Source organism: Kocuria sp. CPCC 204721, assembly GCF_040980945.1.
In the GTDB taxonomy this organism is placed as follows: Bacteria; Actinomycetota; Actinomycetes; order Actinomycetales; family Micrococcaceae; genus Kocuria; species Kocuria marina.
In genome coordinates this window covers 127583-149461 of record NZ_JAVKPO010000007.1, presented here as the reverse complement: position 1 = coordinate 149461, position 21879 = coordinate 127583, and the positions used below count along the sequence as shown (strand labels likewise).

Genomic DNA, 21879 nt, shown 5'->3' with positions numbered 1-21879 from the left:
GTGCTCCGTGCGGGCGGTCTCGAGGGCGGCGGGGCCGGTGTGCGCCTGGGCGACGGCGTAGCCGGCGCGGGCCAGGTAGGTGGCGACCATCTGCGCCAGAGGCTTTTCGTCGTCGACCACCAGCACCCACCCGGCTGAGGACGCATCCCTGTCTGCGGAGATCACCATGATCCCAGTGTGTCCCGCCGTCCCGACGTAGAAGCCACTCGGGGGCCGGATGGTCCGCAATCTTCGCCAAACCTTCAAGGAATCTGGGCTCCCGCCTGCCGGTGGCCTGCCAGAATGGTTCTCAACCCCCGCATTTTCTGGTGACCCGACAAGGAATCATGGACACCCTTTCCCGTAGAAGTCTGCTCGTCGCCGGATTCGGCCTGCTCGGCTCCGGCGCCCTGGCGGCCTGTTCCTCACCTGCCCCGTCCCTCCCAGCAGGGGTGGGGGCCGGGACGGCCTCCGCCGGAGCCGGTCAGCGCCTCGTGGACACGGCGCTCACCGCCCGGCCGGTCACGCTCGATCTGGGCGGATCGACGGTGGCGACGTGGGCCTACGGCGACAGTCTCCCCGGTCCGCTCATCCGCGCCACGGCCGGGGACCGGCTGCGCATCCGGGTCGAGAATCGCCTGCCGGCGGACACCACCGTGCACTGGCACGGCATCGCCCTGGCCAATGGCGCCGATGGGGTGCCCGGGGTGACCCAGGATCCGATCGCCGCCGAGGCGACCTACACCTACGACTTCACCGCCCCGGACCCGGGGACCTACTTCTACCACCCGCACGTCGGGGTGCAGCTGGACCGCGGTCTGTACGCCCCGCTGATCATCGACGACCCGCAAGAACCCGGCGCCTACGACCACGAGTGGATCCTCGTCCTCGACGACTGGGTCGACGGCACCGGCCGTACCCCCGATGAGGTCCTGGCCGCACTGACCTCCTCCCGGGACAACGGCGGGATGCCCGGGATGGACCACGGCAACATGGGCGGGATGGAGGGCATGGACATGTCCTCCGGCTCCTCGGAGGGCATGGCTGGGATGGACCACGGGGCGATAAGCGCCGGGGACTCCCCGTACGGCGATGACGCCGGGGACGTGTCCTACCCGCACTACCTGGTCAACGGGCGGGTTCCCGCGGACCCGGAGGTGCTCACGGCGAAGCCGGGCCAGAAAGTGCGGTTGCGGATCATCAACGCCGCCGCGGACACCATCTTCACGGTCGCCCTGGGCGGGCATCGCATGACCGTCACACACACCGATGGGTTCCCGGTGCAGCCGCAGGACACCGATGCCCTCTACCTGGGCATGGGAGAACGCTACGACGCGACCGTCACCCTGGCCGAAGGGGTCTTCCCCTTCGTGGCCGTGCCGCTGGGCAAGGACGGGCAGGCCATGGCCCTGGTGCGCACCGGGGCCGGCAATCCACCGCCGTCGTCAGTACGACCGGCGGAACTGGACAGATCCGTGCTCATCGGCGCCGACCTGACACCGGCGGACAGCGCCCGGCTGGAGGCCCGGGACCCCGACGTGTCCCTGGACCTGGCCATGACCGGGCAGATGAACCCTTACGAGTGGGGATTCAAGGGGGCCCCCTACGGGCAGCACGATCCTGTGCAGATCCAGGAGGGACAGCGGGTGCGGCTGACCGTGGCCAACCACACGATGATGGCCCACCCCCTGCACCTGCACGGGCACACCTTCGCGCTGCCCAACGGCCTGCGCAAGGATACCGTCCTGATCGCCCCGATGCGATCGATGGCCATCGACGTGCAGGCGGACAACCCCGGGAACTGGCTGATCCACTGCCACAACATCTACCACGCCGAAGCCGGCATGACGACCGAACTGAGATACCGCCCATGACCACCCTCTCCCGCCGCTCCCTGCTCACCTTCGGCCTGGTCGCCGGCACCGGACTGGCCGTCACCGCCTGCTCACCACAGTCCGGGAACTCCACCGCCCCGGCCTCCAGCACGGGCACCGCCATCACCCACGTCCACGCCATCACCCGCGATGCGGCCGGGACGATCCTGCTGGCCACCCACGAAGGCCTGTTCCGCCTGGACGACCAGGACCTGACCCAGGTCGGCCCGGTAGTGGACCTGATGGGCTTCACCACCACCGGCGAGGGGCGCTACCTCGCCTCCGGCCACCCGGGTCTGGGCGTGGACCTGCCTGAACCGGTCGGGCTGATCGAGTCCACCGACGCCGGTGAGAGCTGGAGAGTGCTCTCGCGGGCCGGGGAATCGGACTTCCATGCCCTGGCCGCCGGCCCGAACGGGGTCATCGGCTTCGACGGGCAGCTGCGCATCAGCGCCGACGGCCGCAACTGGGACACCGCCGCCATCCCCTCCGCCCCCGCTTCTCTGGCGGTCGCCCCGGGTACGGGCACGGTGCTGGCCACCACCGAGGACGGCCTGCTGCGCTCCTCCGACAACGGCACGACGTGGACGACGGTGGACACCCCGCAGTTGATGTCCCGGGTGGCCTGGGCCGACGACGAAACGATGGTGGGCGCCGGCATCGACGGGCGCCTGCTGACCAGCCGTGACGCCGGGGACACCTGGACAGCCAGTCGGGACCCGGTCGGCGAGGTCGTAGCCCTGGGAGCAGGTCTGACCGACGGCGGGGAGGTCGAGGCGCTGCTGGTGGAGGGCCCCCGGGTGCTGCGGAGCCTGGACGGTGGAGCCACGACGGAGCAGCTGCTGTGAACACCACCGCTCGTGCCCCCAGGCACAGTCGGCGACCATTCACGCCTGACAGCGCGCCAGGCAACAAGGGAGTAGGGGGCCATCATGAGTAAGGACGACTCTACGCACCAGGACGCCACCCATGCCGCGATGCCGGCGGAGGCCGGACGTGTCCCGCGGAAACGGCTGACCGGCATCGACGCGGCGCGCGGGCTGGCGCTGATCGGGCTGACCGCCATCCATTTCCTGCCCGCCGAGAACGAACAGACCCACGAGGCGACGCTGAGCTGGACCCTGTTCTCCGGAGACTCCGCCGCCCTGTTCGCCCTGCTGGCAGGGGTGGGCCTGGCCTTCGCCACCGGTGGCCGACACCCCCGAACAGGCCGACGGATGACGGGAGCGCGGGTGGGCGTGGCGGTGCGGGCCCTGCTGATCTTCGCCCTCGGGGTGGCAATCAACTCCCTGATGCCCGAGGACCCACCGGCGTTCAACATCCTCACCTACTACGGCATCTTCTTCGTGCTGACCATCCCCTTCCTGCACCTGCCCGCCCGGACGCTGTTCCTCAGCGCAGCTGGGTTCGCGGTGGCGGCACCGGTCCTGATGCTGGAGCTGGGCGACCAGGTCCCGGAATTCTCCTCCGGCAATCCCACCGTCATCGACGTGCTCACCGACCCCGGCGCCACCCTCGCCCAATTGCTGCTCACCGGCACCTACCCGGCCCTGCCCTATCTGACCTACTTGCTGGTGGGCCTGGGCATCGGACGCCTGCACCTGCACCACGTCGAGATCCAAACCCGTCTGTTGGTGATCGGGGTGGGTCTGGCGGTCACGGCCCGGCTGGCCTCCTGGCTGGTGCTCTACATCTTCGGCGGCTATCACCAGCTCACCCACGCCGCGTCCTTGGACGAGGAGACTCTGGCCGGGATCCTGATCTGGGGCCCCGACGACGCGCTGCCCGCGGGCTCCTGGTGGTGGCTGGCCATCACCACCCCGCACACCAACATGCCCCTGGCCATCGCCTGGAGCCTGGGGGTGAGCCTGGCCGCGCTCGGGGCGTTCCTGCTACTAGCCCGCAAGGTCGGTCCGTGGCTGCTGCCCCTGTCGGCGATGGGGGCGATGACCCTGACCCTCTACTCCACCCAGCTGGTGCTGCTCTCCTTCGAGCTGCACTACGACCAGCCCCAGCTGTGGTTCCTGCTCTACCTCGTTCTGGCGGCGATCTTCGCCCTCGCCTGGAAACGCGCCTTCGGGCAAGGCCCTCTGGAACGGCTCGTCAGCACGGCCGCCAAGAAAGCCAGCACCACCGTCCTGCCTTCCTCCTCCGGCGCCGATCGAGAATGAGGACACGGTGGTCAGCCACCACATGAAGAAGCTCGTCGACCCTGGCCTGCTCACCCGTGAACAGCGGTGCGCGGCAAAACCTGGGCGGCCGACCGACCTCGTTGGGCAGGCGCTTCTCAGGCCGCGGACTACTCCGTCTTGCGACGCTCAGGGCGGCTCTGTGCTGGATGCCGAGGAAAGCACAGTTCGCAGCACTGCGGTTGGGCTCTCTTCGGAGGCGAGCAGCAGGCCGGCGTAGTGAGCGTTGCTGGCGGCGACGGTGCTGCGCCAGCGGACGGCGGTGGCCAGGTGCATGCCGGTGAGGTCGGCGAGCACGGGTGGTGGCAGCTGTTGGGACAGTGAGGTGAGTGCCCCGGTTCGCGCCGGGCTCACCAGGACACCGACTGCGGCCAGCCGGCGCACCAGAGCGGCCGCTGACAAGGGTGTCCCCGGCTGAGCGCCGGGATACAGCCAGTGGTGGTCTTGGGCAGGGGTGAACATCCGACGCGCGCTGCGATCTGCTGCGGTCTGGGTAGCGAGATCGGCCAGCGGCTCGGGCAGGAGCAGCGGTTCCTTCCCGACCGTGACTTGCAGCGCCTCCCCGGTGGAGCGGATGTCGTCCAGACGGATCCGGGTGATCTGGGCAGGGCGGAAGCCGAAGACCAGCACCAGGGCGGCGGCCAGCTTCGTCCCCGCCGTGATCGTGTCGTGGTTCAGGACGCCGTCGAGGACTCGGCGGCGCTGGTCATCGCTGAGACCTCCCACCAACAGGTACGTCCTGGGCGGTCGGGTGATCTCCAGAGGCTGGCTGCGGCCGTTGGTGTGGGCCCAGGTGAGGAAGCCGGCCACGAGGTATTTCTCGGCCCCGGTGGTGGCCCAGTGGTCCAGGTCGGCCTGGTCCAGGCTCGCCAGGGTCTTGCCCCGGTCTCGGGCCCAGGCGAGCAGGTCAAGCACGACCCGCAGCTCGTGCCGGCGGCTGGTGACCAGCGGACCGGACAGGGGCTCGGCGCGGCTTCTGAGATCGCGCAGGTGCTTCCAGGTGGCGAACTGGACAAAGGCCTGCCGCTCACCCGGATCCTCGATCAGCTGGGCGGTGGTGATGATCCACGCCTGGAAGCGGGCCAGCGGCAGGTTGCGGGCGGGCAGCAGGCCGTGCTCGACCAGCAGCGCCCGCACCGCCCGGGTCGTGTACTCGGGCCCGAGATCGTCGAGGGCCTCGTGGTCGAGCAGATCGGGGGTGGCCAACACCGTGCGCAGCAGTTCCACGGCGCGGTGGCGATGGAAGGCCGCGCGGACCGTGGCCGGGTCCCCGGCCTGGAGGGCGGTGAGCATCGTGCGGGCGGTCTCGTGGCGCTCGAGCAACTCGGGCGGGAACAAGGTGGCGAGCTGGTCATCGGCGGTGCACCGGTCGCACAGCCCGGTCTGTCGCAGCTTGGCATGGCGGCCGCAGCGGGTGCAGTCGCGGAAGCTGACCGGGTGGCGCGGGTAGCAGTATTCGCACAGGGGCGCCCCCTCGGTTCGTCCCACGACGCGCCGGTGCCGGTGGCAGACGCTGCAGTCCTCGAGAATGTGGTGACAGCTGTGGCAGATCGGGGCGCCGGACTCGTCCCGGGTGGCGACAATCCGCTCCTGGGCGCACCGGGAGCAGGGTTGCCTGGGTTTGCGGCACCTCTCGCACACCGCGCCCGGGGTGCCGGGGAACCGGCACGGTGTAGTGCGCCCACACCGGGTGCACGTGTCCACCTGGGCTGCGAACCGGCACGGGGCGCAGACGGGTCCGGCGGGGCCGCGGTAGACGATGTGCTGGTGGGTGCCGCACTGGCTGCAGATGCCCCAGCCGTCGGGGAGGGCCTTCGCTCACCCCTGGCACAGCCGGGCCTCGTCGGGCATCCGCCGTGCGATCGGGCCCGTACGCCCACATCCGTCGCACGGTTGGGACCGCAGTGCTGTGTAGCACCGGGAGCAGCAGCGTAAACCTTCATAGACGTTGGTCAGCGACCGGTGCTGCCCGCAGTGCCCGCAGCACGCCGGCGGCAACTCGGGCGCCTGGCGGGCCAGCTGATCATAGAGGACACCGAAGAGGGCCGACCCCCGGGCAGGGGCTGCGAACCAATCCGCTCCGTAGTCGGCGATGTCCAGGGCCAAGCGCAACCGGCGCCCGGGCGAGGCGGGAAGCTGGGCGAAGACCCCCCAGGACCGCAGGATCCAGGGAGGGGATCAGGCCGTGGGCGGCCGCGACGAAGATCGCCGATGCTTGCCCGTACATGTCCCGCCAGCAGGCCCCGCAGTAGTCGGCGTCCCCGACGAAGGAGGCGAGCTGACGCTCTCGTCGGCAGCAATGACAGGTGATGGCCCTGGTACCGGCCCGCTTCTTGCACTTGGAGCAGACCCGGTGCCCGTCGAGGCGTTCGGGCAACATCCGCTCGAGACCACAGCCGGTGCAGCGCGGCAGGCGCACCGAGGTGGCACCGGCCTCGAGCAGGGCGGCGATGATGCGCTGCAGCAGGGTCGGCATCGCGTTGTCGGCCGAGGTCAACAACCCCGGATCCACGTGCAGCTGACCCAGCTGCCGGGCCCCGGAGTGGGGCCGCACGACGATGGCAGCCACGATCTCCCGGAGGCGATCGGCGGGCACACCGGCCTCCACCGTGCTGATCAGCTCGGCGATGGGCCGCCCCGGGTGCTCACTCATCGCTGGGAGGCACGATCCGGGCCCGCTTGGGCCGAGCCCCGGAGGCACGCAGCGCATCCGCCGAAGCCTCGGGCGACCCCGCATCGGTGCCGGTGCCGGTGCGAGCGGTGGCCGCGCCGAGATCGACACGGGTGATGAGGTCATTGGCCGTGCAGCCGAAGATGTCCATCAGGGCCGCTAGCACGTGCAAACTCAGCCGTTCCGGTTTCTCCGCGGCCAGCCGGTAGACCTGGCTGGCCGACAGATGGATACCCCTCGCTTCCAGTTCCGGGATGAGCTTGGTGGTGCTGAACATGCCCGCGGCCGCCATTACCTGCCGCAGCTTCCACTCATAGCCGATGACCTTCACTGTCTCTGCCCTCCCGGGTTCGTGGGCAGCACGGCCCGGATCGCGTCATGGAGCATCTTGTTCTTGAAGTCCCCACTCACGGCCGTGTAGAGCCCGGTGGTGGACTGGTAGACGTGGCCGGCCTGTTCCTGGACGAAGCGGGGGTCCACCCCGTCCTCGATCAGATGGGTCACGTAGCTGTGGCGCAGACAGTGCGGGCTCAACGCCGGATCCAAGCCGAGCTCATCGCGGTAGAACCCGAACCGGTCAGCGACGTCACGGGCCTGCAGCCGGGTCCCGCGCTCGGTCAGCCACAGCGCATTCGAGGCCGCACTGGAAGCGCTCTTCACGACTAGGTGTACTGACCGGACACGTTGGTCAATCGGGACTGCCGCACGGATAGGTGACATCTGATCTGGCTTGCCCGTTGGGCGGCCTGGAAGGATGTGCATCATGCCCGCTCCCTACCCCCAGGAGTTCCGCGAAGACGTCGTGCGAGTGGCCCGGTCCCGTGAGGACGGCATCACCATCGCGCAGATCGCGAAGGACTTCGGAGTCCACGAAATGACGCTCCATAAGTGGATCCGCCAAGCCGATATCGACGATGGCAACCGGCCCGGCAGGACACGGGAGGAGTCGACCGAGCTGCGTGAGGCCCGCAAGCAGATCCGGCTGCTCCAGCAGGAGAACGAGGTCCTCCGCCGCGCGGCCGCCTACCTGTCCCAGGCGAACCTGCCGGGAAAAGGTTCTTCCCCCGCAAGCGGGAGGTGCCCCCACCGCTCGTGAGCGAGCTCGCCGCTGACGGCATCCCCGTCACGGTGTCCCTGCGGGTCCTCAAGCTCTCCCGTCAGCCCTACTACCGCTGGCGCCACCAGCAGGTCACCCAGGCTGAGCTGACTGAGGCCTACCGCGCCAACGCGTTACTGGACGCCCACGTCGACGACCCCGAGTACGGGTACCGGTTCCTCGTCGGCGAAGCCGCCGAGGCCGGCGAAGTGATGTGCCAGCGCACGGCATGGAGCATCTGCCGGGACAACCAGTGGTGGTCCGTGTTCGGGAAGAAGCGCGGCAAGAACGGAAAGCGTCCCGGGCCACCGGTCCACGACGATCTCGTGAAGCGGGACTTCTCCGCCGATGACGTCAACGAACTGTGGCTGACCGACATCACAGAACACTGGACCGCTTGAGTTCCAGTCATCGTCGCAACACTGGTTCAACTCGCATTCAGTAAAGCATGGAGTCGTTCGGCTGGAGTGTCCCAGTCGAGCGTCTTGCGTGGACGTTCGTTGAGGTCCTCTGCGACGCGTCGCAATTCTGCGGGCGTGTGGCGGGAGAGATCGGTGCCCTTCGGGAAGTACTGGCGTAGGAGACCGTTCGTGTTCTCGTTGCTGCCGCGCTGCCAGGGGCTGCCCGGATCACAGAAGTACACCGCCATATCGGTGGCGGTCTGGAACCCCACATGCCCCGACATCTCGGTGCCCTGGTCCCAGGTCAGCGAGCGGCGTAGCGCTGCTGGCAAATCAGCGACGGTGGTGATGAGGCCATCGCGCACGGTCTCGGCCGTGTGGTCATGTTCAAGGTGCACGAGGGTAACGAAGCGGCTTGATCGCTCGACGAGTGTTCCGATTGCTGATCGTCCCATCGTGCCGACGATGAGGTCCCCTTCCCAATGCCCAGGGATTGCACGATCCTCAGCTTCCGCGGGTCGCTCAGCGATGGAGACCATAGGGTCCACGAAGCGACTGGTTCTCTTCGCTGGATCGCGCCGTGGTTTTCGTGTTGTCCGCCCGCGCCTCATCGACGCGGCGATCTCGCGTTTCAGAGCGCCGCGTCCTTGGACGTAAATCGCCTGGTAGATCGTTTCGGTGCTCACCCGCATCCCTTGATCGTCCGGGAAGTCTTTCACGAGCCGGTGACTGATCTGCTCTGGTGACCATCGTTTACGCAACTTCGCTGCCACATAGGCGCGCAAATCGCCAGCAGATTCTAGTTTGCATGCACGTCGCCTCGGCCGGCGCGCCGCCGCGATCCGGTGCGCCGCGTAAGGAAGATAGCCGACTGTCGTGGCCGTGTTGCGGGCGATCTCCCGGCTGATCGTCGACGCGCTCCGCCCCAGCGCACGCCCGATCGACCTTATCGAGTCCCCGCGGCTGCGTAGATCGTGAATACGCTCTCGTTCGATCAAACTCAGGTAGCGAGAATCGATAACAGTCTCAAGACGCGCCAGATCAACCGGGGCGCCTCTCGTATAGGCATCACGCGGGCTCTTCACATTCGCCAGTATCGCCGCCTGACGGTAGCGAACTACACGACCGTCGGGGTGAACGCGTCCGCCCGTTATCTGCTTGATGCCCTTGTCCCAATCTTGCGCAGAGCGCTTGTCCACGCCGACCCGTCTCGCAGCATCCGCCCGACTGACACCGTCGGCACGCAACCGCTCAAACCGTGCTCGTTGAGCGCGGGTGTCCTTCCCCGTGAAGATCCCCGCCTGATGCGCCCACTTGTAGCAAGTGACCCGCACGAACCCGAGCTCTTTCGCGACCTTCGACACGTTCCCCGTCGACGCCAGCAGGCGGAAGAACTCGGCCTTGTCCTCAGCCGTATAGACCCGGCTGTTCGCACGGGAAGTCGATACGCCAGCCTCATTTCGCCACCGGTAACACGACTCAACGCTCAGCCCCAGCTCAGCCGCGACAGCACGGATCGTGCCGCCACGATCAAGCCGACGGAAGAACTCGTCCCGCTCCTTCGCCTTGTACTGCACATTCTCTCTACCCCTCGGCCGAATAACCATCGCACGCACCTCTCGATCAGAGTGTTGCGACGATGGCTGGAACTCAAGGATCGCGATCGTTACCTGGATCGAACGCAAGTATCACCGCCGCCGTCGACAGGCCCGTCTGGGTCGATTGACCCCCATCGAATACGAGACCATCATGAACCCCGCCGTGAGCCTCGCGGCCTGACACCCCAACTGTCACCTGTTCGTGCGGCAGTCCCGGTCACGACATGTCCAACATGGCCGCCAGCGCCACCCTCCACTGCCTCACCGGCTGCTCCATCGGCGAGATCCTCGGCCTGATCCTGGCCACCGTGTTCGGGTGGGGCAACGTCACCAGCACCGCCGTGGCCATCGCCCTGGCCTTCGTGTTCGGCTATGCCCTGTCCTCCCTGCCCCTGCTGCGCGCCGGCATCAGCGTGGGTCGGGCCCTGCGTCTCGTGCTCGCCGCGGACACCGTCTCCATCCTCACCATGGAGGTCGTGGACAACCTCGTCATGTGGCTGGTCCCCGGCGCCATGGACGCCGGCCTGCTGGACGCCCTGTTCTGGGGTTCCATGGCCCTGTCCCTCGTGATCGCGTACTTCGCGGCATACCCGGTGAACAAGGCCCTGCTGCGCCGCGGCAAGGGCCACGCCATCACCCACCACGCCTCCGGCGGCGGCCCCATGGACAACCGCCCCCTGGCGTACGGCATCAGCGCGTTCATGCTGGGCGGCTTCGTCGCCTCCCTCGGTACCCTGCTGTAGGGAACCAGTGCAGCGGGGTTCCGCTGCCACCCCGCATTCCCACCAGAAACCCGCCCGTACCGGGGTCCAGCAACCCGGGCGGGCCCGCAGAAAGGATCCTTTCCCATGCGTCGACTTCCCCTCACCCTCGCCGGTCTCGCCATCCTGGTGACCGCCACCGCATGCTCCGCCGGTTCCGATTCCGCGGACCACTCCGCCCACGAGGGCCACGAGACCAGCGCGACCTCCAGCGCGACGAGCCAGGCGGCGTCGTCGCCCGCGAGTGGCACGCCCAGTGCGAGCCAGGGCGGGCACGAGCACATGCACGCCATGGACGGTGGCCCCGCCCCGCAGGGCATCGCCGCCGCGGAGAAGCCCACCTACCCGGTGGGCACGCAGGTTACGCTGACCACCGACCATATGGAGGGCATGAGGGACGCCCCGGCCACTGTGGTGGGCGCCTACAAGACCGTGGCCTACGCCGTGAACTACACCCCCACGGACGGCGGGCCCGAGGTCATCAACCACAAGTGGGTGGTCCAGGAGGAGCTCCAGGGTGCCGGTTCGGAGCGCCTCGCGGACGGCACCGAGGTCACCATCGAGGCGGACCACATGGAGGGCATGAAGGGCGCCACGGGCACCGTTGCCTCCTCCACCACCCAGACCGTCTACATGGTGGACTACAAGGCGGACGGCATGACCATGACCAACCACAAGTGGGTCGTGGAGAAGGAGATGGAGCCCCGCGGCTGATTTCACCGCACCAAGTGTCATCTCCCGCCAACCTGCATGTTTTTGAATACTCTTGGCTTCATCTCCTCCGCTGCCGCGGATTCGGAGCGTGTCCATCCCCCCAGACACACGGAGCGCCCTCGTGAGCCCTGAACACCCGTCCGTCCTCGTTGCGGACGACGACCCCGACATTCGCGACCTCGTGGTCTTCAAACTGCAGCAGGCGGGATACGAGGTCCGGGCGGTGGAGGATGGCACCGCTGCGCTGAGCGCGCTGGAGGACGGCATCCCAGACGTCGTGGTGCTGGACGTCATGATGCCCGGTCTCAGCGGACTGGACGTGCTGCGCCAGATCCGTGCCACCGAGGCTCTGAAACACCTCAAAGTGGTCCTGCTGACCGCCCGGGCCAGGGACACGGACGTGGACGACGGGTACAACACCGGTGCGGACGAGTACGTCACCAAGCCCTTCAGCCCCCGTGAGCTGCTGCACCGTGTGAACAGCCTCCTCAGCCGGGGGCGGTGACCCGCAGTGGCGACCCCCACGGTGGTCTCCGCGCAGCTGCTGTCCTGGGTGCTGTGGGTTCTGGTATGGGCCGCGGCCCTGCTCCTCGCGACCGTCCTGGGAACGCGTGCAGGCCGGCAGTTGCGTGAACGCCGGGACGCGAAGCTGCTCGGTGAGTTGCGCCCCGCAATGCTCGAGGTCGCGTCCGGTGAGGACGACGACGCCTCCGCCCTGCGCCGCCTGACCGCGGTGCCCCGGCGCCGCGTACCGGTGGTGGACCGCGCCGTCTCCGCGATGCTCTCCAAGGTCAGGGGGGAGCCCGCCCGTGCTCTGGCCCGGGTGCTCGACGCCCACGGACGCGCCGAGTGGGCCATCACGGGGCTCTCCTCCCACAGCGCGGTGCGCCGTGCCCACGCCGCCTGGACCCTCGGGCTGATGCGCGCTCGCGAGTCCGCGCCCCGGCTCCTGCCCCTGCTCCAGGACCGTTCCGCGGACGTGGTGGTTGCCGCCGCCCGTGCCCTGGCGCTGCTCGGCGATGGCTCCGCGGCCCGCGCCGTGCTGCGCGCGGTGGCGCCGCGGCGTCGTCCCCGCGGACTGCCCAGCTGGGTGGCCGTGGAGTCCCTGTGCGCCTTCGACGACGCAGCGGCACCCGTGATCGAGGAGGCCACCCTGCACCCGGACCCGGCGGTGCGCCACGTGGCGGCAACTGTGATCGGAGTGCGCCCCGTGCCAGGTGCCGCTCCCGTCGTGCGTGAGCGCCTGGCACAGGAGACCGACCCCCGGGCCCTCACCGCCTTCGTCGGCGCCCTGGGATGGGTGGGGGGAGCGCAGGACCTCGCCGTCCTGTCCGAGCTCGCCCGCCACCGGGACGAGAGCGTGGCGCTCGCCGCCGTGGAGTCCCTCGAACGGCTGGGTCTGCCCGCCTCCGTGGCGGCCCTGGGCCCCCTGGTCGAGGACACCCGGCCCCGGTTGGCGGAGCGGGCCGCGGTGGCTCTCACCGAACTGGGCCCTGCCGGGCGGGAGCGGCTGCTGGGCGCCCTGGACGGGGACACCCCTGCCGTGCACCCCGCCCACTACGCGCTGCAGCTGAGCGCCATGAGAGGAGCCGGCCGTGGAGTGGCTTGAGCTGCTGCGCGGCGCTGTGGCCGGGATCCTGGCGTTCATTGCGGTGCCGGTGCTGATCTACTTCCTGCTGATCAACACGTCCTACCTGGTGATGATCGTCCTGGCGGCGGTGGACTTCGTGGCCTACCGCCGCCGGATCCCGTTCGCGGGGCGGGAGGAACTGATGCGCTCCCGCACCATGCCCGGCATCAGCGTGGTGGCACCCATGCACAACGAGGAGGTCGGCATCCGCGTGGCCGTGGAGTCCTTTCTGTCGCTGCAGCACCCGCGCCACGAGGTGATCGTGGTGGACGACGGCAGCACCGACAACGGTTTCGAGGTGCTGCGCCGGGCCTTCGACCTGGTGCCGGTGTCCCGGCAGATGCCCGAGGACGTTCCGGTGCGGGAGGCACCGACCAGCATTCACGTCCCACGGGACGGGCGGACCCGGCTGACCGTGGTGCACAAGCGCAACTCGGGCCGCTCCGACTCCACCAACGTGGGCGTCAACCTGGCCCGCGAGGACCTGGTGCTGTTCGTGGACTCGGACTCCATCCTGGACCCCGGGGCGCTGCTGACGGTGTCCCGGCCCTTCATCGAGGACCCGATCTCCACGGTCGCCGCCGGGGGAGTGATCCGCGCCGTCAACGGGTGCCGCGTGAAGGGCGGCCGTGTCCTGGAGGTGCGCATGCCGGGCACGCCGCTCGCGGACATCCAGGTGATGGAGTACCTGCGAGCCTTCCACCTGGGACGCGCAGGCTGGTCCCGGATCAACGCGCTGCTACTCATCAGCGGCGCGTTCGGTGTCTTCCGCCGGGATGCCCTCGTGGCGGTGGGAGGCCTGGACGCCTCGAGCATCGGTGAGGACTTCGAACTGGTGATGCGTCTGCACCGGACCCTCCGCAGGCAGCGCCGGCCCTACCGCGTCACCTTTCTCACGGAGCCCATCTGCTGGACGGAGGTCCCCAGCACCCTGCCCGTGCTGCGGCGGCAGCGGGCGCGCTGGCACCGGGGTCTGTGGGAGACCCTGTGGGCCTACCGGGACATGCTGTTCAACCCCCGCTACGGCCGGCTGGGTCTCGTGGCGGTTCCGTACTACTGGCTCTTCGAGCTGATCGCCCCGCTGCTGGAACTCGCCGGGCTGGTACTGATCGCCCTGGGCTTCGCGCTGGGACTCGTGTCCTGGCAGTACTTCCTGTTGTTCATGCTCGTGGCCTACGCGTATGCGATCATCGTGACCCTCGCGGCCGTGACGATCGAGGAGCTGAGCTACCACAAGTACCCCCGCTGGCGGGACCTGGGCATCACGCTGGGCGCGGTGGTCCTGGAGAACCTGGGCTACCGCCAGCTCACGGCGTGGTGGCGCATGGAGGGCTGGGTGGCCTCCCTGCTGGGGCGCCGCCAGCAGTGGGGCACCATGACCCGTTCGGGTTTCACGGAGGTGAACGAATGAGCGCCCGCTTCCCGGCACTGACCCGCGTGCGGGACGGTGTCCGCCACCGCGGGGTGCGCGCCATCCTCCTGCAGGTGCTCGCCCTGTTGTGCCTCGCACTGCTCTTCACCGGCGCCACCGCACTGTGGGGACTGCACACAGTGCAGCTGAACGTGGCCGCCACGCGCACCACCATCACACCCCTGATGGATGCCACGCACCAGGTGGAGGCCACGCTGCTGCGCGCCCAGACGGCCGCGCGCGGCTACGCGGTCAGCGGAGACCAGGCTTTCGCGCGGGAGTACGCTGAGGCCACTGCGGACCTCACTGCAGCCCAGGACGTCCTGGGTGAGGTGGCGGCCGGGCGGCTGCCGCAGCTGCGGTCCTTGAACGAGTCCGTGGACACGTGGCTCGGCCTCACCCGGGAACCAGGGAGGGACACCCCGCGGAGATCTCTGGACCTGCCCACTACGACATCCGCCATGGACCGGGCCCTCGGCACACTGGAGGACGTCCGGGCGGACGCCTCCCGCCTGCGGGAGCAGCGCAGAGCGGATCTGAACCGGTCCATGACCCTGGCCGCGGCCGCCGTGGTGACTGCCGCGATGCTGTCGATCGCGGTGGCGTTCCTCGCCCTGGGCCGCGCGGACCGCGCCCTCGGGGCGCCGCTGCTCGCGCTGCAGTGCACGGTGGCGAGGCAGCGCGCGGGCGATCACGACGCCGTCGCGGAAACCTCCCACGGCGCTCTTGAAGTGGTGGGCCTCGCCGCGTCCTTCAACGCCTTCACCCGCGAGGCCCGGGACGTGGTGGAGCAGCGGGAGCGCACCTTGGAGCAGCTCACGGAGCTCAACCGCCAGAAATCCGTGTTCGTCTCCACCACCAACCACGAGCTGCGAACCCCGCTCACGTCCATCAGCGGCTATGTGGAGATGCTCCAGGACGGGGACTTCGGCAGTGTCGGCCCGGAACAGGCCCGCGTGCTGGAAGTGGTGCGGCGCAACACGGAACGGCTGCGGCTGCTGATCGAGGACCTGCTGCTGATCAACAAGCTGGACCGGGACCAGGAGAACCGCTCGGCGCGCCACCGTGTGCTGGACCTCGCAGAGTGCGTGTCCGGGGTGGTCACCAATCTCGTTCCCCAGGCCGCGGCGGGCGAGGTGACCGTCCACGCGGACACGGACGGTTCGTGGCCCGTGTTCGGGGACCGGGACCGTCTGGAGCGGGCCGTCACCAACGTGGTGGGTAACGCCATCAAGTTCACCCCGCCCCACGGTGCCGTCTCGCTGACGCTGGAAGGCACGCCCGATGGCACGGGAGTCCGCCTGACGTGCACGGACACCGGGATGGGCATTCCCGAGAAAGAGGTGGGGTCCCTCTTCACGAGCTTCACCCGGGCCTCCAACGCCACGGCCCAGCAGGTGCCCGGAACGGGACTGGGGCTCGTGATCATGCGCACCATCGTGGAGCAGCACGGGGGGTCCGTGGCCCTGGAGTCGGTGGAGGGGGAAGGCACCACCGTCACGCTGAATCTCCCCCTGGCGACCCAGCGGAGCGAACCGGTGCAGCGGGTTGTGGCTACCGATGCTCCGTGATGCTCTCCTGGATGAGAATTGTTCGCAACCATGAGGCTCCGTGAAGGTTCGCACCTCGCTCCGCTCCTTCAAGCAGATCCCGGCTCGCAGGTGGTCCGCCGCCGGGGCAAGACCGATGTGATCAACGGGAAGAATCGGCGCATGAAGGCTCGTCAGGGCTGAGCCGCGCGCGGGGCGCCCCCGCGAGCCGGTCCGTGCGGCGTCGGCGATCACCGTGGGGTGCGTAAATTACTCCTGGGCTGCCCCATGTGACGAGTAACCGGGGGTAGCGTCCGCTGGGCGCGAATCCTTGCTGTGGCAAACGTTTGTGCATGCCACTATGGCGACATGGCTACTACCGATTCCACCAGCACACAGATCCAGCTCGTCTCCCGCCCGGAGGGGTGGCCCGAGCACGAGAACTTCCGCACCGTCACCGTGGACCTGCCGGAGCTGCAGGACGGAGAGGTGCGCGTGCGCAACGAGTTCATGTCCGTGGACCCGTACATGCGCGGGCGCATGCGGGACGAGAAGAGCTACGTCCCGCCGTTCGCCCTGAACGAGACCATGACCGGCGGCGCCATCGGCCGCGTGGTCGAGTCCCGCTCCGAGGATCTCCCCGAGGGCACCCCCGTGCTGCACCAGTACGGCTGGCGCGACCTCGCCCAGGGATCTGCCAAGGAGTTCACCAAGGTCGAGGAGCTGCCCAACGCCGAGCTGTCCGTGTACCTGGGCGTGCTGGGCATGACAGGGATGACTGCGTACACCGGGCTCACCCGCATCGCCGGGCTGAAGGAGGGGGACCGCGTGTTCGTCTCCGGTGCCGCCGGCGCCGTGGGCTCCATCGCGGGTCAGATCGCCAAGCTGCTGGGCGCCTCCTACGTGATCGGTTCCGCCGGCTCGGACGAGAAGGCCCGGATGCTCACCGAGAAGTACGGCTTCGACAAGGTGCTCAACTACAAGGATGCCCCCATCCGTGAGCAGCTGGCCGATGCTGTGGGTGAGGATGGCGTGGACGTGTACTACGACAACGTGGGCGGCGACCACCTGGAGGCGGCTCTGGACGTGCTCAACCGTCACGGCCGTGTGGCCGTGTGCGGCGCGATCAGCCAGTACAACTCCACCGAGCGCCCCTGCGGCCCGGACAACATGGGCAACATCATCAAGAACTCCCTCATGCTGGAGGGCTTCACCATGGGTGACCACACTGACGTCGCCCAGGAGTACCGCCAGCGGATGGGTGAGTGGTTCACCTCCGGCAAGGTCACCCACGATGAGACCGTGGTGGAGGGCATCGACCACGCCGTGGACGCGTTCCTGGACATGATGAAGGGCGCGAACAAGGGCAAGATGGTCGTCAAGATCTGAGTGACGTCCTCGCCGCGTGGCTGCGCGGCACTGTGACCGTCGTCGAGGAACCGCTCCGCTGCTCTGCGTGGCGGTTCCTCTCCATATCATGGCCGCGTCCGAGCTGCTCCCCGGCGCCCCACGAGAGGAAACCGTGCCCCGACACCCTCTGCCGCATCGCGTGAGACCCGTGCAGATGCTGCGCGCGCTGCATGCTGAACCCGGTCTCGCGGCGCTGCTCGGGGACTGGATGCACGGGGATGCGGTGATCGGCATCCGGCCCGCGCGCGTGCTCGGTGCGGACGAGGACCCGTTCGCCGCTCTGGGCTCCGCGGACGACGACGATCCGCCCAACGTAACGCGCGCCGCCCCGCCCAGCACGGGCGGGAACCGGCACGATCTCTGCGCTTTGGCTCGCCCCTGCGCCGAGCCACCCGCCGACGATCTCGCCCGCTTCGGCGGCGGGTGGCTCGGCTACCTGGGGTACCAGCTCTCGCGTCGCCTGGAGTCGCTCCCGCCCGCACCTCCGCACTCGGGCGGTCTGCCGGAGCACCACCTGGCGCGCTACGACCACGTCCTGGTGCACGACAGCGCGGCGGACCGCTGGTTCTGTGAGTCCCTGCCCGGTGCGGACCCTGCACGGGTGGCCGAGACGATCGCGGCGGTGGAGCGGGCGCTCGGGGCCGGCCTGGCGTCCTCGTCCGGGGCGTCCGCGCCGCGCTCGTACCGGTGCGGGCCGTTCGAGGCCGCCGTGACCGGCGCGGCCCACGCCAAGGCGGTGCGGCGCGCGCTGGCGCACATCCGGGACGGGGACATCTTCCAGGCGAACATCTGCCGAGAGCTCACAGCGGCATTCGACGGTGACCCACTGGACCTGTTCTGCGCCGGGTACGAGCGGCTGCGGCCGCGTTTCGCCGGGTTCTTGCGCGTGCCGGGCGGCGCGGTGGCCAGCTTCTCGCCCGAGCTCTACCTGCGTCGGACGGGCACCGCCGTGCTCACGTCCCCGATCAAGGGCACCGCGCCCGCGGACTCGGACCCCCGCGAGCTGCACGCCTCCGCCAAGAATCGCGCGGAGAACGTGATGATCGTGGACCTCATGCGCAACGACCTCTCCCGCGTGTGCGTCCCCGGCTCCGTGCTGAGCCCCGCCGTGCCGCGTGTGGAGCCGCACACGGGCGTCCACCACCTGGTCGCGGATGTCCACGGCACGCTGCGCCCCGGGCTCGACGACGCCGCCCTCCTGCGCTCCACGTTTCCGCCCGGTTCGTGCACGGGGGCGCCGAAGGTCAGGGCCACCGAGATCATCAACGCCCTGGAGACCACCGCGCGGGGCGTCTACACCGGTGGGATCGGGTACGCGAGTCCCGTGGCGGGGCTGGCCATGAACGTGGCCATCCGTACGTTCGAGTTCTCGGGCGCCACGGTGCGCCTGGGTGTGGGCGGCGGGATCGTTGCTGACTCGGACCCGGACGGGGAGGCGTTCGAGACCCTCGTGAAGGCCGCCCCGCTGCTGGATGCGGTCGGCGCCCGCTTCGGGTCCGAGCTGTCCCGGGAGTGGCGTGAGCACGCGGAGTCCTCGGAGGTGGCGACCCCGGCGTGCGTGGGAGGCGGTGGGGCACCGTCGCGCGCGGCAGCCTCGCTGCGGGACGCGCCCATGATCCGCTCGACCCCCGACCCCTCCCTGGGGGTCTTCACCACGATGCTCGTCCGCGAGGGGCGTCCCGAGCAGCTGGTGGAGCACCTGGCAAGGCTCGGGAGCAGCGTGCGGGCGTGCTTCTCCCATGAGCTGCCGGGCGCGCTCGCAGAGCAGGTCCTCCAGCGTGCCGCCGGATTGGATGGCCCGCACCGGCTGCGGGTCACGGCAGTTCCGGACGATGGGAGTCTGTGTCTCGAGATGACCCACGCCCCGCTGAACCCTCCCGGCGCGGCCCCTCCCGTGGATCCGTGGGTGCTGCGCCCGGTGGTGGTGCCCGGCGGGTGGGGGCGCCACAAGTGGGCGGACCGCCGCGCCCTGGACACGACACCCGGTCCGTGGTCCCCGGTGTGCGATCCGCTGCTGGTGGACCAGGACGGCACGGTGCTGGAGACCGGGCGTGCAACTGTGTTCGTGGTGCGCGGTGGCGTGGTCACCACCCCGCCCGTTGACGGCCGGATCCTGCCCGGGGTGATGCGCGCCCGGGTGCTCTCGAGCCTGCGGGCCGCCGGGTACGAGGTCCGTGAACAGGACATCACTCTCGCAGGCATCGCTGGGGCGTCGGAGGTGTTCGTGACCAACGCCCTGCGGGGTGCCCGACCCGTGGGGGAGATCCACGGTGTGGGTGCGTGGGCCCCTGGGCCTGTGACGGCGTGGGTGCAGCGCGCGCTCGCGGACGCCCCGTGACGAACGGGCGGCATCGCCCCATTGACACGACCCGGTGAGGCGAGGATGCTCGGGGCACGGCGCCGTCGTCCGGGCCGCGGAGCTCGGGGCGGCGCACCACGCAACCGCGAAGGAGCGCAGCCATGGGCAAGAACCCGCAGGACGAGAACACCGAGTCGGTCAGCCAGGTGGACACCGACGAGCAGCGCCAGAAGGCCGCCGAGCAGGCGATCACCCAGGAGCAGCAGGAGTTCTTCGAGGAGCAGGCCGGCACGGAGGAGCAGTCCCAGGGCTACGGGCACTGAGCACCGCACCGGGCAGCCGCTGACAGGCGAACCGCCCCGCACCAGGAAGGTGCGGGGCGGTTCTTCTGCGCCGAGTGGCTGCGGGGTCGGTGGCTACTTCTTCTTGTTCTCGAGGGTCTGCTCGTACTGGGCGAGAGCCAGGCCCACGCTCATGAAGGTGGGCGCCCAGTGGCCCACGAAGATGCCCCAGCGGTCCGACTGGGCCTTGGAGTCGTCGCTCTTGAGACGCGAGATTCCCCACGACACGAAGGACAGGGCGATCGAGCCCATGCCTGCGGTGTAGGCGTACTCGGAGCGGATACCGGCGTCGTGCAGGGTCTTCATGATCATGGTGTGATCTCCGTTCTGCTCTGCTGAGCAAGTGGTGGTGAAGCAGGGCTGGGTACCTCCACCGTAGATGCCGGAGGGCCAAATAATAAGGGGGGTGATGGATCAGGTTCTGCCCGGTCATGGCACCGTTCCTTTCCCTTACCGAGCCGGACCACGCGCCGTCGCGCGGACATGACAGGCTGGTGCCATGAATGATTCCGCTGCAACAGTGCTCCTGGCCGGCTGCGGGGACGTGGGGACCGCCCTGGGATTGCGCCTCGCCGAACGCGGAGTGCGCGCGGTGGGCGTGCGTCGCCGCGCGGACGCGCTGCCCGAGCCCATCGAGCCGGTCTCTCTGGACCTCACCGACCCGGGGGAGGCCGTCCTTCCCGCGGCCGACGCCGTGGTGGTCACCCTCACCGCCGACGGCCGCGACGCGACCGCCTACGAACGCACCTACCTGGGTGCGCTGCGCGGGTTGCACCTGGCCCTGCCGTCCGACGCCGCGCCGCGCGTGGTGCTCGTGTCCTCCACGGGCGTCCTGGGCGGCACCGACGGTGAGGTCGTCACCGAGGCCACCCCGCCCGACCCTCAGCGCGCCACCGCCCACGTGTTGCTCGCCGCGGAGGAGCTCGCCGCCGATCTCTTCCCGGACCTGGTCATCGTGCGCCCCGCGGGGATCTACGGGCCCGGCCGCACGTCCCTGATCGAGCGGGTCCGCACGGCCACGCCTGTCACCCACCGGCGCGTGACCAACAGGATCCACCGGGACGATCTCGTCACGGTCCTCTCCACCGTGCTCGACGCTCCCGAGCCGCCGCGGTTGCTGCACGCCGTGGATCATGACGCCGCTCAGCTGGGTGACGTCGTCACGCACCTCGCGGCGCGGCTGGGTGTCGCGGTGCCCCCGGACAACTCGCCCGCGGGGGAGGGGCCGCTCGGCAAGATCATCGACGGGGCGCTCGTGCACTCCCTGGTTCCTCGATCCCGGTGGCGCTACCCCACGTTCCGGGAGGGGTACGACGCGCTGCTGGGAGTGTCGTCGCCGGAGGAGCGCGACGCCGACGCCGGGCGAGCCTCCGGCGATGCCGCCGAGTGTGACGCCTGGACCGGGCGGGGCGCGTCGTCGAACGCCACGACCGAATCGCGAGGCGCGTGAATGGCCGCGGAGACCCACTGGTTGCTTCCCATCAACCCGGCCGCTCACGGGCAGCACATGCCCGCCGACTGGCGCACCCGCGAGGACGCCACGGCGGTGTGGGAGGCGATCGGGCGCTCGCAGCCCGCGGATCGGTGGTGCCTGCGCACGGGCTACCGAACCATGACGGCGGGGGACACCATCTGGGCCTACCTGTCCCAGCGGCAGGAGCTGTGCGCCACGGGCGCCGTGCGGGAAGTCGTGCGGGAGGGCGATGAGTGGTTCGTGCTCGTGGACTGGGACGTGGAGCGGACCGCGCAGCTGTGCCGGACCCCGATCCCGCGGGAGGTTTTCGGGCAGGTGCCCATGTCCGTGAGCCGGGCGGGGGAGGGTGCCGTCGGGGCGCTGCGGGCGGTATCGCGCCGGGCAACCTGACGCAATGTCGCTAATACCTCACGAGTAAGTACTTCGGGGCATTTCCGGGAAGTGTGACACTTTGTGACGACAACCTGGACGTTGCCCCCGGTGAGGAGTTGAGTATACGGAG

General features: G+C 69.4%; 22 protein-coding genes and 3 pseudogenes. 18 read left to right on the top strand and 7 right to left on the bottom strand.

What is annotated here, in order from left to right; all coding sequences use genetic code 11:
- Window positions 1-168, bottom strand: a pseudogene (locus tag RF637_RS08785) (DNA-binding response regulator); the annotation flags it as partial.
- 158 nt (window positions 169-326) lie between these two features.
- On the opposite strand from RF637_RS08785, the gene RF637_RS08780 reads away from it, so the two are divergent.
- From RF637_RS08780 to RF637_RS08770, 3 genes are all read left to right on the top strand, one after another.
- Window positions 327-1853 carry a multicopper oxidase family protein gene (locus tag RF637_RS08780; RefSeq protein ID WP_029603314.1) on the top strand — a complete coding sequence of 509 codons (1527 nt, stop codon included), beginning with the start codon at window positions 327-329 and terminating at the stop codon, window positions 1851-1853.
- Window positions 1850-2701: a F510_1955 family glycosylhydrolase gene (locus tag RF637_RS08775; protein ID WP_019310368.1), complete on the top strand. Its 852-nt coding sequence runs from the start codon at window positions 1850-1852 to the stop codon at window positions 2699-2701. Before RF637_RS08780 ends, RF637_RS08775 begins: the two co-directional genes overlap by 4 nt.
- Window positions 2702-2785: 84 nt before the next feature.
- On the top strand, window positions 2786-4024 hold the full coding sequence (locus RF637_RS08770) for a heparan-alpha-glucosaminide N-acetyltransferase domain-containing protein (RefSeq protein WP_239321857.1): 1239 nt from the start codon (window positions 2786-2788) through the stop codon (window positions 4022-4024).
- Between the two features lie 147 nt (window positions 4025-4171).
- Here RF637_RS08770 and RF637_RS08765 read toward each other — a convergent pair whose 3' ends face one another.
- From RF637_RS08765 to RF637_RS08750, 4 genes are all read right to left on the bottom strand, one after another.
- Entirely contained in the window at window positions 4172-5530 is a 1359-nt protein-coding gene (locus RF637_RS08765; protein ID WP_156960903.1) for a hypothetical protein, read from the bottom strand.
- 535 nt (window positions 5531-6065) lie between these two features.
- Window positions 6066-6695 (bottom strand): hypothetical protein, encoded by a 630-nt coding sequence (locus tag RF637_RS08760; RefSeq protein ID WP_098055586.1) that lies wholly within the window; start codon window positions 6693-6695, stop codon window positions 6066-6068.
- Window positions 6688-7044: a helix-turn-helix transcriptional regulator gene (locus RF637_RS08755; RefSeq protein ID WP_035962946.1), complete on the bottom strand. Its 357-nt coding sequence runs from the start codon at window positions 7042-7044 to the stop codon at window positions 6688-6690. The genes RF637_RS08760 and RF637_RS08755 overlap by 8 nt, the downstream gene beginning before the upstream one ends.
- Window positions 7041-7373 carry a tyrosine-type recombinase/integrase gene (locus RF637_RS08750; RefSeq protein ID WP_345311423.1) on the bottom strand — a complete coding sequence of 111 codons (333 nt, stop codon included), beginning with the start codon at window positions 7371-7373 and terminating at the stop codon, window positions 7041-7043. The genes RF637_RS08755 and RF637_RS08750 overlap by 4 nt, the downstream gene beginning before the upstream one ends.
- 103 nt (window positions 7374-7476) lie before the next feature.
- Here RF637_RS08750 and RF637_RS08745 point away from each other — a divergent pair, with 103 nt between their 5' ends.
- Window positions 7477-7809, top strand: a complete 333-nt coding sequence (locus tag RF637_RS08745; RefSeq protein ID WP_368836159.1) for a transposase — start codon at window positions 7477-7479, stop codon at window positions 7807-7809.
- Window positions 7806-8210, top strand: a complete 405-nt coding sequence (locus tag RF637_RS08740; protein WP_368836161.1) for a hypothetical protein — start codon at window positions 7806-7808, stop codon at window positions 8208-8210. Before RF637_RS08745 ends, RF637_RS08740 begins: the two co-directional genes overlap by 4 nt.
- Before the next feature lie 26 nt (window positions 8211-8236).
- Here the strand turns inward: RF637_RS08740 and RF637_RS08735 are convergent, their stop codons facing one another.
- The gene (locus RF637_RS08735; RefSeq protein WP_231726676.1) at window positions 8237-9409 is read right to left on the bottom strand and encodes an IS30 family transposase; all 1173 of its coding nucleotides are present in this window, start codon (window positions 9407-9409) and stop codon (window positions 8237-8239) included.
- Window positions 9410-9863: 454 nt separating this feature from the next.
- Between RF637_RS08735 and RF637_RS08730 the strand changes: the two are divergent.
- The 11 genes and pseudogenes from RF637_RS08730 to RF637_RS08680 form a co-directional block, all read left to right on the top strand.
- Window positions 9864-9989, top strand: a pseudogene (locus tag RF637_RS08730) (IS3 family transposase); the annotation flags it as partial.
- 43 nt (window positions 9990-10032) lie between these two features.
- Window positions 10033-10551, top strand: coding sequence for a DUF4396 domain-containing protein (locus RF637_RS08725; RefSeq protein WP_085106907.1), 519 nt, complete (start codon window positions 10033-10035; stop codon window positions 10549-10551).
- Window positions 10552-10656: 105 nt separating this feature from the next.
- Entirely contained in the window at window positions 10657-11283 is a 627-nt protein-coding gene (locus tag RF637_RS08720; protein WP_368844621.1) for a YdhK family protein, read from the top strand.
- A 121-nt stretch (window positions 11284-11404) separates the two neighbouring features.
- Window positions 11405-11788: a response regulator gene (locus tag RF637_RS08715; protein WP_239321480.1), complete on the top strand. Its 384-nt coding sequence runs from the start codon at window positions 11405-11407 to the stop codon at window positions 11786-11788.
- A gap of 6 nt (window positions 11789-11794) precedes the next feature.
- Window positions 11795-12892 carry a HEAT repeat domain-containing protein gene (locus RF637_RS08710; RefSeq protein WP_368844620.1) on the top strand — a complete coding sequence of 366 codons (1098 nt, stop codon included), beginning with the start codon at window positions 11795-11797 and terminating at the stop codon, window positions 12890-12892.
- Window positions 12879-14324, top strand: a complete 1446-nt coding sequence (locus RF637_RS08705; RefSeq protein WP_368835410.1) for a glycosyltransferase — start codon at window positions 12879-12881, stop codon at window positions 14322-14324. Before RF637_RS08710 ends, RF637_RS08705 begins: the two co-directional genes overlap by 14 nt.
- Window positions 14321-15895 carry an ATP-binding protein gene (locus tag RF637_RS08700; RefSeq protein ID WP_368844619.1) on the top strand — a complete coding sequence of 525 codons (1575 nt, stop codon included), beginning with the start codon at window positions 14321-14323 and terminating at the stop codon, window positions 15893-15895. Before RF637_RS08705 ends, RF637_RS08700 begins: the two co-directional genes overlap by 4 nt.
- A gap of 40 nt (window positions 15896-15935) precedes the next feature.
- Window positions 15936-16057 (top strand): annotated as a pseudogene (locus tag RF637_RS08695) (50S ribosomal protein L36).
- Window positions 16058-16222: 165 nt separating this feature from the next.
- Entirely contained in the window at window positions 16223-17242 is a 1020-nt protein-coding gene (locus RF637_RS08690; protein WP_064845456.1) for an NADP-dependent oxidoreductase, read from the top strand.
- Window positions 17243-17375: 133 nt separating this feature from the next.
- Window positions 17376-19601 (top strand): bifunctional anthranilate synthase component I family protein/class IV aminotransferase, encoded by a 2226-nt coding sequence (locus RF637_RS08685; RefSeq protein ID WP_368844618.1) that lies wholly within the window; start codon window positions 17376-17378, stop codon window positions 19599-19601.
- Window positions 19602-19723: 122 nt separating this feature from the next.
- Window positions 19724-19885 (top strand): hypothetical protein, encoded by a 162-nt coding sequence (locus RF637_RS08680; RefSeq protein ID WP_368844617.1) that lies wholly within the window; start codon window positions 19724-19726, stop codon window positions 19883-19885.
- Window positions 19886-19978: 93 nt separating this feature from the next.
- On the opposite strand, the gene RF637_RS08675 is transcribed toward RF637_RS08680, so the two are convergent.
- Window positions 19979-20215, bottom strand: coding sequence for a hypothetical protein (locus tag RF637_RS08675; protein WP_055085169.1), 237 nt, complete (start codon window positions 20213-20215; stop codon window positions 19979-19981).
- Window positions 20216-20402: 187 nt separating this feature from the next.
- Between RF637_RS08675 and RF637_RS08670 the strand changes: the two genes are divergently transcribed.
- Together RF637_RS08670 and RF637_RS08665 are read left to right on the top strand one after the other, a co-directional pair.
- The gene (locus RF637_RS08670) at window positions 20403-21353 is read left to right on the top strand and encodes an NAD(P)H-binding protein (protein ID WP_368844616.1); all 951 of its coding nucleotides are present in this window, start codon (window positions 20403-20405) and stop codon (window positions 21351-21353) included.
- Window positions 21354-21767, top strand: a complete 414-nt coding sequence (locus RF637_RS08665) for a hypothetical protein (protein ID WP_144997643.1) — start codon at window positions 21354-21356, stop codon at window positions 21765-21767.
- The last annotated feature ends 112 nt before the right edge of the window (window positions 21768-21879 follow it).

Bases quoted from the DNA above. Each gene is read 5' to 3' on its own strand.
- RF637_RS08745 (WP_368836159.1), top strand. From the start codon at position 7,477: ATGCCCGCTCCCTACCCCCAGGAGTTCCGCGAAGACGTCGTGCGAGTG.
- RF637_RS08670 (WP_368844616.1), top strand. From the start codon at position 20,403: ATGAATGATTCCGCTGCAACAGTGCTCCTGGCCGGCTGCGGGGACGTG.
- RF637_RS08775 (WP_019310368.1), top strand. From the start codon at position 1,850: ATGACCACCCTCTCCCGCCGCTCCCTGCTCACCTTCGGCCTGGTCGCC.
- RF637_RS08720 (WP_368844621.1), top strand. From the start codon at position 10,657: ATGCGTCGACTTCCCCTCACCCTCGCCGGTCTCGCCATCCTGGTGACC.
- RF637_RS08665 (WP_144997643.1), top strand. From the start codon at position 21,354: ATGGCCGCGGAGACCCACTGGTTGCTTCCCATCAACCCGGCCGCTCAC.
- RF637_RS08725 (WP_085106907.1), top strand. From the start codon at position 10,033: ATGTCCAACATGGCCGCCAGCGCCACCCTCCACTGCCTCACCGGCTGC.
- RF637_RS08700 (WP_368844619.1), top strand. From the start codon at position 14,321: ATGAGCGCCCGCTTCCCGGCACTGACCCGCGTGCGGGACGGTGTCCGC.
- RF637_RS08760 (WP_098055586.1), bottom strand. From the start codon at position 6,695: ATGAGTGAGCACCCGGGGCGGCCCATCGCCGAGCTGATCAGCACGGTG.
- RF637_RS08690 (WP_064845456.1), top strand. From the start codon at position 16,223: ATGGCTACTACCGATTCCACCAGCACACAGATCCAGCTCGTCTCCCGC.
- RF637_RS08780 (WP_029603314.1), top strand. From the start codon at position 327: ATGGACACCCTTTCCCGTAGAAGTCTGCTCGTCGCCGGATTCGGCCTG.
- RF637_RS08770 (WP_239321857.1), top strand. From the start codon at position 2,786: ATGAGTAAGGACGACTCTACGCACCAGGACGCCACCCATGCCGCGATG.
- RF637_RS08675 (WP_055085169.1), bottom strand. From the start codon at position 20,215: ATGATCATGAAGACCCTGCACGACGCCGGTATCCGCTCCGAGTACGCC.
- RF637_RS08680 (WP_368844617.1), top strand. From the start codon at position 19,724: ATGGGCAAGAACCCGCAGGACGAGAACACCGAGTCGGTCAGCCAGGTG.